Annotated in this window: 11 protein-coding genes; 3 read left to right on the plus strand and 8 right to left on the minus strand. The window is 66.4% G+C overall.

Going from position 1 to position 14451, the window contains the following annotated elements; genetic code table 11:
* Positions 1-270: 270 nt before the first annotated feature.
* From DFR49_RS10880 to xseA, 4 genes are all read right to left on the minus strand, one after another.
* Positions 271-3330, minus strand: coding sequence for a TonB-dependent receptor domain-containing protein (locus DFR49_RS10880; protein WP_119036378.1), 3060 nt, complete (start codon positions 3328-3330; stop codon positions 271-273).
* A gap of 271 nt (positions 3331-3601) precedes the next feature.
* Entirely contained in the window at positions 3602-4528 is a 927-nt protein-coding gene (locus tag DFR49_RS10885; protein WP_119035760.1) for a M23 family metallopeptidase, read from the minus strand.
* Positions 4525-4725, minus strand: coding sequence for a DUF2093 domain-containing protein (locus DFR49_RS10890; protein ID WP_119035761.1), 201 nt, complete (start codon positions 4723-4725; stop codon positions 4525-4527). The genes DFR49_RS10885 and DFR49_RS10890 overlap by 4 nt, the downstream gene beginning before the upstream one ends.
* 32 nt (positions 4726-4757) lie before the next feature.
* Positions 4758-6140: an exodeoxyribonuclease VII large subunit gene (gene xseA, locus DFR49_RS10895; RefSeq protein ID WP_119035762.1), complete on the minus strand. Its 1383-nt coding sequence runs from the start codon at positions 6138-6140 to the stop codon at positions 4758-4760.
* On the opposite strand from xseA, the gene purD reads away from it, so the two are divergent.
* The gene (gene purD, locus DFR49_RS10900) at positions 6139-7407 is read left to right on the plus strand and encodes a phosphoribosylamine--glycine ligase (RefSeq protein ID WP_119035763.1); all 1269 of its coding nucleotides are present in this window, start codon (positions 6139-6141) and stop codon (positions 7405-7407) included. The two genes, xseA and purD, sit on opposite strands and share 2 nt — an antisense overlap.
* A 180-nt stretch (positions 7408-7587) precedes the next feature.
* Here purD and hmgA read toward each other — a convergent pair whose 3' ends face one another.
* A complete protein-coding gene (gene hmgA, locus DFR49_RS10905) occupies positions 7588-8868 on the minus strand; it encodes a homogentisate 1,2-dioxygenase (protein ID WP_119035764.1) in 1281 nt (426 codons plus the stop codon).
* A 152-nt stretch (positions 8869-9020) separates the two neighbouring features.
* A complete protein-coding gene (gene hppD, locus DFR49_RS10910; RefSeq protein WP_119035765.1) occupies positions 9021-10079 on the minus strand; it encodes a 4-hydroxyphenylpyruvate dioxygenase in 1059 nt (352 codons plus the stop codon).
* Positions 10080-10163: 84 nt separating this feature from the next.
* Between hppD and DFR49_RS10915 the strand changes: the two genes are divergently transcribed.
* A complete protein-coding gene (locus tag DFR49_RS10915; RefSeq protein WP_119035766.1) occupies positions 10164-10661 on the plus strand; it encodes a MarR family winged helix-turn-helix transcriptional regulator in 498 nt (165 codons plus the stop codon).
* Between the two features lie 90 nt (positions 10662-10751).
* On the opposite strand, the gene DFR49_RS10920 is transcribed toward DFR49_RS10915, so the two are convergent.
* Complete coding sequence (locus tag DFR49_RS10920) at positions 10752-11372, minus strand: NADH-quinone oxidoreductase subunit E (RefSeq protein WP_119035767.1); 621 nt, start codon at positions 11370-11372, stop codon at positions 10752-10754.
* Positions 11373-11447: 75 nt separating this feature from the next.
* Positions 11448-12035: an NADPH-dependent FMN reductase gene (locus DFR49_RS10925; protein ID WP_119036379.1), complete on the minus strand. Its 588-nt coding sequence runs from the start codon at positions 12033-12035 to the stop codon at positions 11448-11450.
* A 217-nt stretch (positions 12036-12252) separates the two neighbouring features.
* Between DFR49_RS10925 and DFR49_RS10930 the strand changes: the two genes are divergently transcribed.
* Entirely contained in the window at positions 12253-14367 is a 2115-nt protein-coding gene (locus DFR49_RS10930) for a transglycosylase domain-containing protein (protein ID WP_119036380.1), read from the plus strand.
* Positions 14368-14451: the final 84 nt, after the last annotated feature.

Here is a 14451-nt window from a genome sequence, read left to right on the forward strand (position 1 = left end):
ATGCCCGCGCCAATCAGCGAAGAGCCCCCCGGTATGTGCCAAGCCCCCTTATCCGCATATTTGCGGTTCCCAGAGACATGGCTGCGATGGATGGAGTGGTTCCGCCTTGCTGTAAAGGCGGCATTCAGCTTTCCAGCCGGACTTTGCGCACTGCTGTAGCGAAAAAGTCACAGTCGTGTTAGGCGAGACCAGAAGCACCGGCCTCGTGCGCAATTTTATTACTTTGCCGGGGTCCGGGGGCGGCCTCGGCGGCGCCCCCGGGCAGCCGTTTCAGAAGCTGAACTTCGCGCCGGCCTTGATGTAGCGGCCGAGGATTCCGGTGCCTCCCTGAACCGGATTGTAGAGATGGGCGCCGTAGGTGACCGGATCGAGCGGCGGCAGATCATCGAACACGTTGAGCACCGTCGTGTAGAAGGTGAACTTGTCGGTGACCGGGATCTGCGCGGTGAGATCGAAGGTCACGTAATCGTCGACACGGCACGGCACGCTGCCGTCGCTGAGGCCGCAATCCTTGTACGCCCCGCCCTGATCCATCGCCGACAGATCATAGCCGCCCATGTAATTGACCGTGCCGCTGAGCCGGAAGTCGTCAAAATCGAGCGTCGTCAACCAGTAGCCGCGCCATTTGGGCGTGCCCGAGCCCGCGGTCAGGTTGAAGTTGCCGAGCGTCCCGTCATAGCGTTCGACCGTCCCGTCGGGGAAGGTGGTCGAAAGCTTGAGGATGTAGCTCGCCTCCGCCTGGCTGCTGATCCGGAAACCGTTGGTGATCGGCAGATCGACGCTGGCCGAGAAATCGAGGCCTTCGGACTTGATCGTATTGGCGTTGATGAAGGCCGCCTGCACGAACGCGATCCGCGGCAGCGCGCCCGGCGTGCCGGTATCCGCCGCGTCGGGGATCACCGTATAGCCGTCGGGGATCGGCTGGCCGGTGTAATAGGCCGCGATCGCCGGCGCGAAGTTCGGCGCGCTGATCGCGCCGGTCTTCTTGATGTTGTAATAATCCGCGGTGAACGACACGCCGGGGATCGGCTCGATCAAGGCGCCGACCGTCCAGCTCCGTGATTTCTCGGGCTTGAGGTCGGGATTGCCGAGCGTGGTCAGCCCGTAGCTCGCGTTGCGGATGTAGGTCGGGCAGTTGGTGTTGTAATCGTTGGGCTCGCTCGTGCAGCCATATTGCGCGAGATACGAATCGGGGTAGATGCCGCGCGACGCGGTGACATAGCCCGTTGTCGGGAAGGTCGCATCGGCCTCGCCGAAGCTCGGCACGCGGAAGCCGCGCGAATAGGTGCCACGCAGCACGACCTGCTGGATCGGCGTGAACTTGACGCCGACCTTCGGCGAGAAATTGTCGAGCCCGCCCGAATAGCGATCGTAGCGGCCCGAGAGGTTGACCGAGACTGGGTCGAGGATCGGTGCGTTCAGCTCGGCAAACGCCGAATAGACGGTGCGATGGCCCTTGGTGGCAAAGCCGTTGAGGCGGTAATAGCGCTCGGTGCCGCCGTTGATATCCGAATTGATGCTCGGCGAATCGACCGCCTCGTAGCGCACCGAAACGCCCGCGCCGAACTGAAGCGGGCCGCCCGGCAGCTCGAACAGGTCACCCGTCACCGTGCCTTCGGCCTGGACAAGATCCGACGTCGAGGTCGCCTGCGCGGTCGGCGCGAGATAATCGAGCACGTCCTGGCTGTTCGCGGAAGGATCGAGGAAATTGTAGCTGCCGTCGGCGACCACATCGAGCAGATGCTGGATGTAGACATAGCCGGTGTTCTTACGCCGCAAATCCATGTGCATCGCGGTGGCGTTGAAATTGTAGCTCCACCGATCCGACAGATCGCCCTTGATGCCCGCTGCAAAACGATAGGCCCGGGTGCGCGATTCGTTATGCTCGGTGAGGTTGGGCAAGCGGCCGATGACCGCCGCCGTTTGGCCTTGATCGGCATAAGGGTTGTTGGGATTGATCGTACCGTTGGCGGCGGTGCAGGCGCCTTGCGTCTCACGCGGGCAGACATAGACCGGAAGCTGCAGGATCGTGTTGTTGCCATAATAAGCGATGTTCGACGAGGTGCTGTAGCGCGGGAAGTAGAACGGCGCCGGCGCGTTGCCGCGGATCGTCGACGGCAGGCCGTCGTACGAAACCTCGGTCTGGAGGAAGTTCAACTCGCCATAGGCTTCGCTGCTGTCGCCGACCTTCGCGGTGACCCGGCCCGAAAAGCCGAACCGTTCGATCTCGGGGGTAATCACGCCGTAATTCTGGGTAAGGTCTTCCTGACAGACGGTGGTCGGTGCCAGCGGATTGTCGGCGAGATCGCCGGCCGACAGATCGTACGCTGTCCCACGCGGACACCCGACCCCCGGATTGAGCATCTGGTATCGGCCCGCCGCGACCCCTGCCGCCGAATCGAACGGCGCTACATAGAGCGTGCTGCCGAGATTGGTCGTGTTGGCGCTGAAGCCAGGATAATTGCCATCGCCATCGAGCCCGTCGATGACGTTGTTGGGGCCGCAGGTGCCGTCGTTACAGACGTTGCGCAGATCATCCGAATTGTACGGATACGGCCGCTGGCGATTGAACAGTTGCTCGCTGCGATAATAGAAGCCGCTGAGATAGGCGTTGTAGCCCTGCTCGTCGATGTCGCCGACGCCGCCGGTGAGGCTGAGGCGATACTGGCTGGCGTCGCCGCGCTCCGAAATGCCGCCCTCGACGCGGCCGGTGAGCCCCTTGAACTGGCGCTTGGTGATGATGTTGACCACGCCCGCGATCGCATCCGCACCGTAGGTCGACGAGGCGCCGTCGCGCACCACCTGAACCTGATCGATGATGTCGTCGGGGATCGTGTTGAGGTCGACGAAGTTGCGCGTGCCGTCATCGGCCAACGGATAATATGCCGCGCGCATGCCATCGAACAACACCAGCGTCGAGTTGGTGCTGAGGCCGCGCAGCGATACCGCCGAGGCACCGCCGGCGAACGCGCCGTTGGCCGAGAACGAATTGGTCAGCGCCGGGCCGTTGTTCGCCGACAGCGACTGGATCGCATCCTGCGTCGTGCTGATGCCACGCTGATCGAGATTCTCGACCGTGATGGTGGTGACGGGCGAGGGGGTCGCCGTATCGGTCTTGAGGATCGAGCCGGTGACAACGATGTCCTGGACCGGCGCTTCCTCGGTATCCTGCGCGCTCGTATCGGCAGCGGGCGGGGTAGCGGTTTGAGTGTCCTGGGCGGAAGCCGGGCTCGCGAGCGAAGCGAGCACCAGCCCGATCGGCGCGACGCCACAATAAAGGAACGACGCGCGATGGCGGGTAAAGCGAAGCACTGGGGGTCTCCCTGTCATCAAAGTGTTTTCGTGCACCCCCAGGTTGCCCCACCGTTGACCAGCGAGGCGGCACGTTGCGCGTGGACTGCGCTTGCCCGCCTCGCGTGTAAATACGGCGTCGCGACCCCGTTTTCAGTTCGCTTTACGAGTGTCACCGGTATGCAACACTAATACGGTTTCGGAAGCGTAATATCTTGTATTAAAACCGATTCGGCGCAGCGGTTGGAACTTAATCATCACCGGCAGCGCGCCGGGCGAGGCACGCCCGTCGGCCGCCGGTCAAATACGCTCAGCGCCCCGGCATCGGCCCCGCCATCAGCCGCGGATCGATCCGCGCGTCGCGCCATTTGAGACCCCAGTGGAGATGCGGCCCGGTTGCGCGACCGCTGGCGCCCGAGCGCGCGATCGCCTGGCCCTGGCGAACGCGATCGCCGACCTTCACGTCGATCTCGGACAGATGCAGGAACGCGCTGTTGAGGCCCATGCCGTGATCGATCATCAGCAGATTGCCTTCGAGCGTGAAGGGGTGGTCTGCCGCGAGGATGACGACGCCGTCGGCGGGCGCGACCACGAGCGTGCCAGTGGGCACCGCGACGTCGGTGCCCGAATGGTACGCGCCCTTCTCACCGCCCTTGTAGATGCGCTGCGACCCGAAATTGGTCGAAATGCGCCCCGTTGCCGGCCAGATGAAGCGCTGGCGCCAGCCGTCGCTGTCATGATCGGTCGCGCGCGCGGCCTTGATCTGCGCGAGTTCGGGCGGGCGCAGCCGCTGGAAGGTGGCGCTGGGCACGGGATATTTGGGCAGGCTGCCGAGCCGCGAAATGTCCCAGCCGCGCGGCGCGACGGCGAGGCTTCTGGTGACGCGGCGGCCGTCGGCAAGCGTCGCTTCGAGCAGAGCATTGGGGCCGTGATCGCGATCGAAGGCGATCAGGAACCGGCCGTCGGCTGCGATCGGGATCGCCGCGCCGTCGAAGCGGAGGCCGACGGTGCCGGCGGGTGCCGTGCCGATCACCGCCCCGCCCTGTTCGATCTCGCCGGCAAGATCGAAGGTCGCCGGCGGCAGCGGTGCGGGCGTCGGGCTGGGCACGGGTTGCGGCACGGGGGTCGGCATTGGTGCGGGCGGCCGATTGTCGGGCGGGCCGACGCAGCTCGCCAGCGTCGCGAGCGCGACCATCCCGACCAGCCCCGCTCCACCCCGCCAATACGCGCGGCTCATGCTGCGATGGCGGCCTGGGTGGCGATCTCGGCGCTGGCGTAGGGTTCCTGTTTGGCGACGCTCCAGTACCGCAGGTCGTCGAGCGGGATCGCCGCACCGGACACCGCACAGACGACATGATCGCCCGGGCTCAGCACACGGAAGCCGTTGGCCATATAGTGGAGCCGGGCGGCGCGGGCGGTGTTCGACATCAGCATAGACAATCCTTGGCTTGGAAGCGCCCGCAACGTCATAACAACGACGGTTGGTCGGGCTTTTTGCCAGCATAGGATTTGGCGCCGCCGCGCTCAACCCGAGCGTCGACCGTGCCGTCGGCGAAGTGCAACGTCACGGCGCCCGCCGTACGCGCCGCCGCGGCCGAGCCGACGACGGCATCGTTCAGGCGTGCCGACACGCGCGCATAGCCGCGCTTGAGCGGGGCATCGGGATCGAGCGATTCGAGCAACCGTCCCGTACGGTCGAGCCGGTCCCGCGCGCTCGCCAGCCGCTGGTCGAGCATCGCCGGCCGCAGCGCGCCGGTGGTGCGATCGAGCTGGCCGCGCGCGCGCGTCAGCCGGTGTTCGAGCCCGCGCGCCAGCCTGCCGGTCGCGTCGTCGAGCCGCTGACGCTGCGGCCCGAGCAACGCGTCGCGTTTGGGCAGCAGCCGCACCAGCGCGCCCAGCCGCTCGCGCCCGCGCTCGGCATAGCGACGCGCGCAGCGTTCGGCGCGCAGCCCCAAGGTGGTGAGCGTTGCCGCCAGATCGGCGCGTACCGGCACCGCAAGCTCCGCGGCCGCCGTCGGGGTGGGCGCGCGCAGGTCGGCGGCGTAATCCGACAGCCCGGTGTCGGTTTCGTGCCCCACCGCCGAGATGATCGGGATGCTGCACGCCGCAATCGCGCGCACCACGGCTTCCTCGTTGAACGCCCACAGATCCTCGATCGAGCCGCCGCCGCGCCCGACGATGAGCAGATCGGGGCGCGGCACCGCCCCGCCCGCCTCCAGCGCATCGAACCCGCGGATCGCGCCGGCAATCTGCGCCGCCGCGCCCGGCCCCTGCACCTGCACCGGCCACAGCACGACGTGGGTCGGACAGCGATCCTCGAGCCGGTGGAGGATGTCGCGGATCACCGCCCCGGTGGGTGAGGTGACGACGCCGATCACCCTGGGCAGGAAGGGCAACGGCCGGCGCGCGCGCGATTTGGCGAACAGTCCTTCGGCGTCGAGCTGCGCCTTCAGTTTCTCGAACAGCGCCATCAGCGCGCCTTCGCCCGCCAGCTCCATCGCCTCGATGACGATCTGGTATTTAGAGCGGCCGGGATAGGTGGTGACCCGGCCGGTCGCGATCACCTCGATGCCGTCCTGGGGCGCGAAGGCGAGCCGCGCGGCCTGCCCCTTCCACATCACCCCGTCGATCACCGCGCTCTCATCCTTGAGGCTGAGATAGGCATGACCCGAGGCCGCGCGCTTGTAGCCCGAAATCTCGCCGCGCAGGCGGACATGGCTGAATTCGCCCTCGACCAACCGTTTGAGCGCGCCCGACAGCGCGCCCACGCTCATCGGCGCGGCGTTGTCGCCGGGGCGCTCGTCGGCTACGAGCCGGGAAGAAGCTTCGTCTCGGGGAAAATCGCTCATGAATGTCCTGTTGCTCGGCGCCGGCGGCCGCGAACATGCGCTTGCCTGGCGGCTGGCGCAATCGCCGGGGCTCGACAAGCTCTATGCCGCACCCGGCAATCCGGGAATAGCACAGCACGCGGAACTGGCGCCGATCGATCCCGCGGATCATCGCGGGGTGATCGATTTCTGCCTGCGTCATTCGATTGGACTCGTCGTGATCGGCCCCGAGGCGCCGCTGGTCGACGGCCTTGCCGACAATATCCGCACGATGGGGATTCCGGTATTCGGCCCTGGGCGTGAGGCCGCGCGGCTCGAAGGATCGAAGGGCTTCACCAAGGAACTGTGCGCGCGTGAAGGCATCCCCACCGCGCGGTTCGAACGCGTCTATTCGCGTGACGGCGCGCGCGCCGCGCTCGACGATTTCGCGCTGCCGGTGGTGATCAAGGCCGATGGCCTCGCCGCGGGCAAGGGCGTGACGATCGCCGAGACGCGCGAGGAAGCCGAGGCCGCGATCGATGCGCTGATCGCCGCCGGCCGCGCGGGCGGCGAGGCTGTGATCGAGGAATTCCTCGAGGGCGAGGAAGCCAGCCTGTTCATCCTCACCGACGGCACCAGCGTGATGCCGTTCGGCTCGGCGCAGGACCATAAGCGCGTCGGCGAGGGCGATACCGGCCCCAATACCGGCGGCATGGGCGCGTACAGCCCCGCGCCGGTGCTCACCCCCGAGCTGGAGGCGCGCGCCATCGAGGAGATCGTGCGTCCGACGCTCGCCGGGATGGCACGCCAGGGCTGCCCGTTCACCGGCATGCTCTATGCCGGGCTGATGCTGACGGCGGACGGGCCCAAGCTGATCGAATACAATGTTCGCTTCGGTGATCCCGAATGCCAGGTGCTGATGATGCGGCTCGACGACGATCTGCTCGATCTGATGCTCGCGGCGGCCGAGGGCCGGCTAGCCGATCACGCCGCACCGCGCTTCTCAGGCAGGAATGCGATGACGGTGGTGATCGCCGCCGAAGGCTATCCCGGCACCCCGAAGAAGGGCGGCACGATCGCCGGAATTGACACCGCCGAGGCAAGTGGCGCGCGCGTCTTTCACGCGGGCACGGCGGAACAGGACGGCAAGCTCGTCGCCTCGGGCGGCCGCGTCCTCTCGGTCACCGCGACCGGCGGCACCTTGAAAGAAGCGCGCGACGCCGCTTATGCCGCGGTCGACAGGATCACCTTCCCCGACGGCTTCTGCCGCCGCGACATCGGCTGGCGCGAGTTCGACCGGAAGGGGTGACGGCGCTCGATCGCCATTGCGATGTTGCGCCTGCCTCACGCCGTTCGTGCTGAGCCTGTCGAAGCACCGCCCTTCTTGCGACGCCGTAAAAAAGAAAGAACGGCCCTTCGACAAGCTCAGGGCGAACGGAAGGCGGTTGCCTCGCTGTCCCCATTGCCGTGACGATCGAAGGTCAGCCGTTCACCCCGGCAGCCTGGCCTTCGGGAAATCGGCCCAGGCTGCATCGTAATCGGGCTGGGCGCGATCGAGCGCGTAGGCAGTCGGCGTGTAAGGCCAGCAGCTTTCGACCATGAACGCCATCGTGCCCTCGATCTTGTGGGGCGCAAGATCCGCCTCGCTCGCGGCCTTCCAGCTCGCGACATCGGGGCCGTGGCCCGACATCATATTGTGGAGCGACAGCCCGCCCGGCGCGAAGCCTTCGGCCTTGGCGTCATAGGCGCCGCGGATCAGCCCCATCGCCTCGGACATCACGTTGCGATGGAACCACGGCGGCCGGAAACTATGCTCGGCCACCATCCAGCGCGGCGGGAAAATCACGACATCGGCGTTGGCGCGCCCCGGCACGGTGCTCGGCGAGGTGAGAAGCGTGAAGATCGACGGATCGGGATGGTCGAAGCTCACCGTATTGATCGTGTTGAAGCGATCGAGATCGTAGCGCCACGGCGTCAGGTTGCCGTGCCAGGCAACGACATCGAGCGGCGAATGATCGAGCGTCGTCGTCCAAAGCGATCCGAGGAATTTCTGCACGACCTCGCAAGGGTCGTCGCGATCCTCGAACCACGCAACCGGCGTTTCGAAATCGCGCGGATTGGCAAGGCCATTGGCGCCGATCGGCCCCAGATCGGGGAGCCGGAACAGGCTGCCGTGATTCTCCGCGACATAGCCCCGCGCGCTTCCATCCGGCAGCAGCGCCCGGAAGCGCACGCCGCGCGGCACCAGCGCGATCTGGCCGGGCGACACCTCGATCCGGCCGAGTTCGGTGAAGAGTTCCAGCCGCCCCTGTTCGGGAATGAACAGCAATTCGCCGTCGGCATCGACGAAGACGCGACCATGCATATCCTTGGTGGCGGCATAGATGTGGAGCGCGACGCCTTCGAGGCTGGCGGGCTCGCGGTTCGCCATCATCGTCGTCATGCCGTCGATCAGATCGACCGGCGCTTGCGGCAGCGGCAACGGATCCCAGCGCAGCCGGTTCGGCGCGAGCGGCTGATCGACCGTGCCCGGGGCAAAACGCTTGGCCCACTCATAGCGCGTATAGGGTGGATGGTCGGCGGTCGGGCGCATCCGGTAAAGCCACGAACGCCGGTTCTCATGGCGCGGCGCGGTGAAGGCGGTGCCAGAAAGCTGCTCGGTATAGAGCCCGAACGCCGGCCGCTGCGGCGCGTTCTGCCCCACCGGCAACGCGCCCGCCATCGCCTCGGTTGAGACGTGGTTGCCGAAACCTGGGATATAGTCGCTCATCGTCTGCTCCCTAGGCGCAGGTGTCGTTTGCAATACCCACATCACCCCGGACTTGATCCGGGGTCCCGCTGCCTTCTCACGGCAATAGAAGAAAAAGCGGGATGTCGGATCAAGTCCGGCATGACGGAGGGAATGGTAATTTGTCCACGCGGTTACGCGTCCACCGCAACCACCCCGCGCCGGATCTGGTCCAGTTCGATCGATTCGAACAACGCCTGGAAATTGCCGTTGCCGAAACCTTCGTTCCCCTTGCGCTGGATGATCTCGAAGAAGATCGGTCCGATCATATTCTCGGTGAAAATCTGGAGCAAAATGCCCTCGTCGCCGACATTGCCGTCGATCAGGATACGGTTCTTGCGCAGCCGTTCGAGATCCTCGCCGTGCCCGGGCACGCGCTTGTCGACCAACTCGTAATAAGTCTCGATCGTGTCCTGCAGCTTCACGCCCCGCGCGCGCAGCTTTTCGACCGTCTCGTAGATGTTGGCGGTGGTGAGCGCGAGGTGCTGGATGCCCTCGCCCTTATAATCGCGGATGAATTCCTCGATCTGCGAATTCTCGTCCTGGCTTTCGTTCAGGGGAATGCGGATCGCGCCGTCGGGGGCGATCATCGCCTGGCTGAACAGCCCCGTCGCCTTGCCCTTGATGTCGAAATATTTCTGCTCCTCGAAGCCGAACAGCTTGGCGTAGAAGCTCGACCAGGTGCGCATTTCGCCGCGCCGAACGTTGTGCGTGAGATGATCGAGCAATTCGAGCCCGACATTGTTCTCGGCCTCCGCCTCCCGCCAGCCGGGAACTTCCTCCCAATCGGCATAAAGATCGGCACCCGCCTGCACGAGATAGAGGTACGAGCCGCCGATCCCCTCGATCGCGCACGCATCATCGCCGAGGATTCCGCGACCGGCGTCGACCGGCGTAGCGCCTTCCTTGATCGCGTGATCATAAGCCGCCCCAGGATTGGCGACGCGGAACGCCATGCTGCTCGCCGAGGGGCCGTGCAGGCTGCGGAAATCGGCGGCCTGCCCTGCTGTCTCACGGTTGAGCAACAGCGTGATGCGGCCCTGCTTGTAGCGCACCACATCCTTGGCGGGATGTTTGTGACTCACCACGAAGCCCAGCGCCTCGAACTGACGCGCAAGCGTATCGGGATCGGGCGAGGTGAATTCGCAGAATTCGAAGCCGTCGAGGCCCAACGGGTTGGCTTGATCGGTCATGAAACCTCTCTCGGACAATTTGGTATCGATTGATACTAATTGTCCCCGATTGCCAAAATGGTGTCAACCGTTACGAGTCGTCCCATGTCTCTAAAAGGCGGCAGCCGGGCGCTCGTCCTCGATCATTTCCTGCCCTATCGGATGTCGTTCACCTCGAATCTGGTGAGCGACCTGATCGCGCGCACCTATGGCGCGCTGTTCGGACTCACGATCCCCGAATGGCGGCTCGTCGCGGTGATCGCGGAAACCGGGGGGATCACGCAGGGCGAGATCGGCCAGCGCACGCGAATGGACAAGGTGACGGTAAGCCGCGCCGCGATCGCGCTCGTCAGCCGCGGGCTCCTCGAACGGCTTGCGCATCAGGAAGACCGCCGCTCGCACCATCTGGTGCTGACCGAGGCGGGCCGCACGCTCCACGCGACGACGGCGCCCAAGGCGCTCGACATCGAACGCCACATTTTCGCGCATTTTGAGCCCGAGGAGGTCGAGCGTTTCGAAGCGATGCTACGCCGGATCGATCGAATCGCGTTCGATCTCGCCGCGGAAGAGGAACAGAGGAAAGCGAGCGAGCGCGAGGACTGAGGCAGCCCGTGCTCCTGCGGAAGCACGAACCCAGAATCATGAGCGATACGACCCGTTGCCCCGGATTCCTGCTTTCGCAGGAATGCGACCTCAGCCGAGTTTGCCGAACGTCGCCTCGAACCCGGCGCGGTCGCCCGCCGCGAGCAGACGCGCCTGATCGAGCCAGCGGTCGCGCGCCATTCTCCCCGAAAAATTGCCCAGCTTCGCATCGAGCGCCGCCGCCTCGGCTTCTGACAGCGCGGCCAGTTGCTCCACTCGCGTGACGCCGTTTTCGGCAAGCCGCGCCGCGACCTTGGGGCCAAGCCCCTTGATGATCGTCACCGGCGCATCGGCGATGCCGTCGGCAGGCGGCGCCGGTTCGGCGGCAGGGGCAGGGGCGGGGGCAGGCGACGGCTCGGGAAGCGGCGCCGGCGCGATCTGCTCGTCGGCAGCCTGCGCGGCGGGATTGGCCTCCAGCGGGGCGCTGGCGGGGATCGGCTCGTCGTTGGCGAGCTGGCGCGGCGCGATGACCGGTTCCGGCGGCGCGACCTGTTCCTCCGCTGGCGATGACGATGCCGCCTCGCGGCGCTGGCGCGCTTCCGCTTCGACGCGCCGCCGCCTGGTGCCCCACCAGATGCCGAACGCGACCAGCAGCACGAGCACCACGATCAGCGTCAATTGCGCGCCCGTGATCACGCCGACCGCCTCGGGCGTGCCGATTCCGTTATCCATGACCGACCCCGTTCTTGTGTTCGAAGCACCGAGGCATACCGCCTCGACGCGCACACGCCAACCTCTGCGCTGGGTTCAGCGATCCCCCACCAGCGGGGCGAAGCGCGCGACCTGACGGCCGATCAGCGACAATTGCTCATGCACCGCCGGATCGCTGCACCCGCCATCGTCGTCGAAATTGGTCGATCGCACATTGATCGCGGCAGCGAACGGCGTCGGCCAGCCACGCAGCGCATGAACGATCGAGCGCAGCGCCGCGATCGTGCTGCCCGTCGCCTGCCAACCGTGCGCGGTGGTGATCAGCCCGACCGGCATGTCGGCGAGATAGGGACGCTCGTCACGCGCGGTTTCCTGGAGCAGATCGAGCGCATTCTTGACCACGCCCGAGATGCTGCCGTGATAGCCCGGGCTGGCGATGATCAGCGCCGAGGCGTCGCGAACCGCATCGACGAACGCGCGCTCGTCGTCGGTGCGCACCGTCGCACGCGGATTGTAGAGCGGCAGCCGCGCCATATCCTCGCCGCCGAACATCCGCGTGCGGAACCCCTCCTGCGCCGCCGCGTCGAGCGCGATCGCCAGCGCGCGCTCGGTCGAGGAATTGCCGCCGATCACCCCGCCGATGCCGACGACGAGCGGGCGGGCGGTGGCGGTCTGATCGGGCATCATGGTCCTTCGGGTGCGCAGCGACGGTCACCGCGATAGCCCGCCCGGCGCCGCGCCTCAATGGCTCCCGCCTGCCCCGGCCGGCGATTTTGATGGGCGCGCCGGCAAGGATGGTGTAAACGGCGCGCGTCCGGGCCGATGCCGTGCGTTGCAAACGCTGTTATATTAGAGTAACACAGCTATCCGCCTGATGGTGGGGACTTTCCGACCCGAAACGATGCGCGACGATCCCTATCCACCCTATTCCCGCCGCCCCGGCGACATGCTCGCGCTCGACGACGGGTTCGACACGCCCGATGCCGCCGATCCCGATTTCTGGCCGCTGGGCGACGACGGCATCCCGATCGGGGAGGTGCCCGATCGCCCGCGCGGGTTCCGCTGGGGGCGGTGGATCATGCACGGGCTGGGCGTGGGCATCATCCTGCTGGTGCTGATCATCGCGTGGCTCGCGATCACCGCGCCGCTTTCCAAGTCGCTCGAGTCGCCCACCCCGCCCTCGGTCACGCTGCTCGCCGAGGACGGCACCCCGATCGCGCGGCGCGGGGCGATCATCGGCGAGGCCGTCGATGCGGGAAAACTGCCGCCGCACGTCAGCGAGGCGTTTCTCGCGATCGAGGACCGGCGCTTCTACAGCCATTGGGGGATCGATCCGAAAGGCATCGCGCGCGCGGCGATCCACAACTTCATGGCCGGCAGCGTGGTCGAAGGCGGCAGCACGATCACCCAGCAGCTCGCCAAGAATGCTTTCCTCGATTCGGATCGCAACGCCGGCCGAAAGCTGCGCGAAGCGCTGATCTCGTTCTGGCTCGAGGCGTGGCTGACCAAGAACGAGATCCTGTCGCGCTATCTCTCCAACATCTATTTCGGCGATAATGTCTATGGGCTCGACGCCGCGGCGCATCATTATTTCAGCCGCGATCCCAAGGATCTGACGATCGCGCAGGCGGCGATGCTCGCCGGTCTCGTCAAGGCGCCTTCGCGGCTCGCCCCCACCGGCAACCTCAAAGGCGCGCGCGCCCGGCAGAAGCTGGTGGTCGGCGCGATGGAGGACGCGGGCTTCATCACCCATGCCGAGGCGCTCGCGGCCAAACCCGCGGTGCTCCATGTCGAGAAGGTGCGCGAACTCCCCAACGGCACCTATTTCGCCGATTGGGTGCTGCCCGCCGCGCGCGACAGTGCCGGCGAAGTACGCGACGAGATGACGGTCAAGACCACGCTCGACATGCGGCTGCAAAAGGCGGCCGAGCGTGCGGTGCGCCGCGCCGGGCTGCGGCGGGCGCAGGTCGCGCTGGTGGCGATGAAGCCCGACGGCAGCGTGGTCGCGATGGTGGGCGGCAAATCCTATGCCGACAGCCCGTTTAACCGCGCGACGCAGGCGCGCCGGCAGCCCGGGTCGACCTTCAAGCTGTTCGTCTATCTGGCGGCATTGCGCTACGGCATGACCCCCGACACGCTGGTAGCCGACGAACCGATCACGATCGCCGACTGGTCGCCCAAGAACGACAACGGCAAATATCGCGGCGACATTCCGCTGCGCACCGCGTTCGCGATCTCGTCCAACGTCGCCGCCGCGCGGTTGACGCAGGAAGTAGGCGTCAGGAACGTGATCCGCGCGGCGCGCGATCTGGGTATTTCGACCCCGATCCCCAACGAGGCCACGATCGCACTCGGCACCGCCAATGTCTCGGTGCTCGAACTCACCTCGGCGTTTGCCGCGATCGCCGCGGGCGCCTATCCGGTCGAGGCGCACGGCATCGCCGATACGCGGGCGAAAGGCTGGATCGAACGGCTCACCGGCGGCCAGAGCGCGTTGCCCGAAAAGACTCGGCGCCAAATGCTGACGCTGCTCCAAGCCTCGGTCGATCGCGGTACCAGCCGCAACGCGCAGCTCGCCGTCGACACGTTCGGCAAGACGGGCACCACGCAGGACAATCGCGACGCCTGGTTTGTGGGCTTCGCCAATGGGCTCGTCACCGGTGTGTGGGTGGGCAATGACGACAATTCGCCCAACCCCGGGCTGCACGGTGGCGGGGTGCCGGCAGGCATCTGGCGCGATTTCATGGGCGACGCGCTCGGTGTCGGCCGTCCCGCGCCACCGCCCGAACCGGTCCTCGCCGAGGAGGACGATCCGGTCGGCAATTTGATCGACGCGACGATCGATCTCGTGCCGCCCAGCGCCCAGATCCAGGGCCAGATCGGCGATGTCGGGCTTAATCTCTCGATCGGTGGCGACGGCCGGTTGGAGCTCGCGCCCGTGGAGCCGCCCGCATCGCCGGCGCGCGATCGCGCACGGCGGCCCGAGGAGGCGCCCGCGCCCGAGGATCGGCCGTAAATCGCCGTCACCCCAACCAAAGCTGGGGTCTCTTGCCGCGAGAGATGCCAGCTTTCGCTGGCATGACGACTGGCGAATAGTTGA

The sequence above is a fragment of the Hephaestia caeni genome (genome assembly GCF_003550065.1).
Classification (GTDB): domain Bacteria; phylum Pseudomonadota; class Alphaproteobacteria; order Sphingomonadales; family Sphingomonadaceae; genus Sphingomonas; species Sphingomonas caeni_A.

Coding starts and splice junctions, on each gene's coding strand:
- DFR49_RS10915 (WP_119035766.1), top strand. CDS start 10,164: ATGTCTCTAAAAGGCGGCAGCCGGGCGCTCGTCCTCGATCATTTCCTG.
- DFR49_RS10925 (WP_119036379.1), bottom strand. CDS start 12,035: ATGCCCGATCAGACCGCCACCGCCCGCCCGCTCGTCGTCGGCATCGGC.
- DFR49_RS10920 (WP_119035767.1), bottom strand. CDS start 11,372: ATGGATAACGGAATCGGCACGCCCGAGGCGGTCGGCGTGATCACGGGC.
- xseA (WP_119035762.1), bottom strand. CDS start 6,140: ATGAGCGATTTTCCCCGAGACGAAGCTTCTTCCCGGCTCGTAGCCGAC.
- hppD (WP_119035765.1), bottom strand. CDS start 10,079: ATGACCGATCAAGCCAACCCGTTGGGCCTCGACGGCTTCGAATTCTGC.
- DFR49_RS10930 (WP_119036380.1), top strand. CDS start 12,253: ATGCGCGACGATCCCTATCCACCCTATTCCCGCCGCCCCGGCGACATG.
- DFR49_RS10880 (WP_119036378.1), bottom strand. CDS start 3,330: ATGACAGGGAGACCCCCAGTGCTTCGCTTTACCCGCCATCGCGCGTCG.
- purD (WP_119035763.1), top strand. CDS start 6,139: ATGAATGTCCTGTTGCTCGGCGCCGGCGGCCGCGAACATGCGCTTGCC.
- DFR49_RS10885 (WP_119035760.1), bottom strand. CDS start 4,528: ATGAGCCGCGCGTATTGGCGGGGTGGAGCGGGGCTGGTCGGGATGGTC.
- DFR49_RS10890 (WP_119035761.1), bottom strand. CDS start 4,725: ATGCTGATGTCGAACACCGCCCGCGCCGCCCGGCTCCACTATATGGCC.
- hmgA (WP_119035764.1), bottom strand. CDS start 8,868: ATGAGCGACTATATCCCAGGTTTCGGCAACCACGTCTCAACCGAGGCG.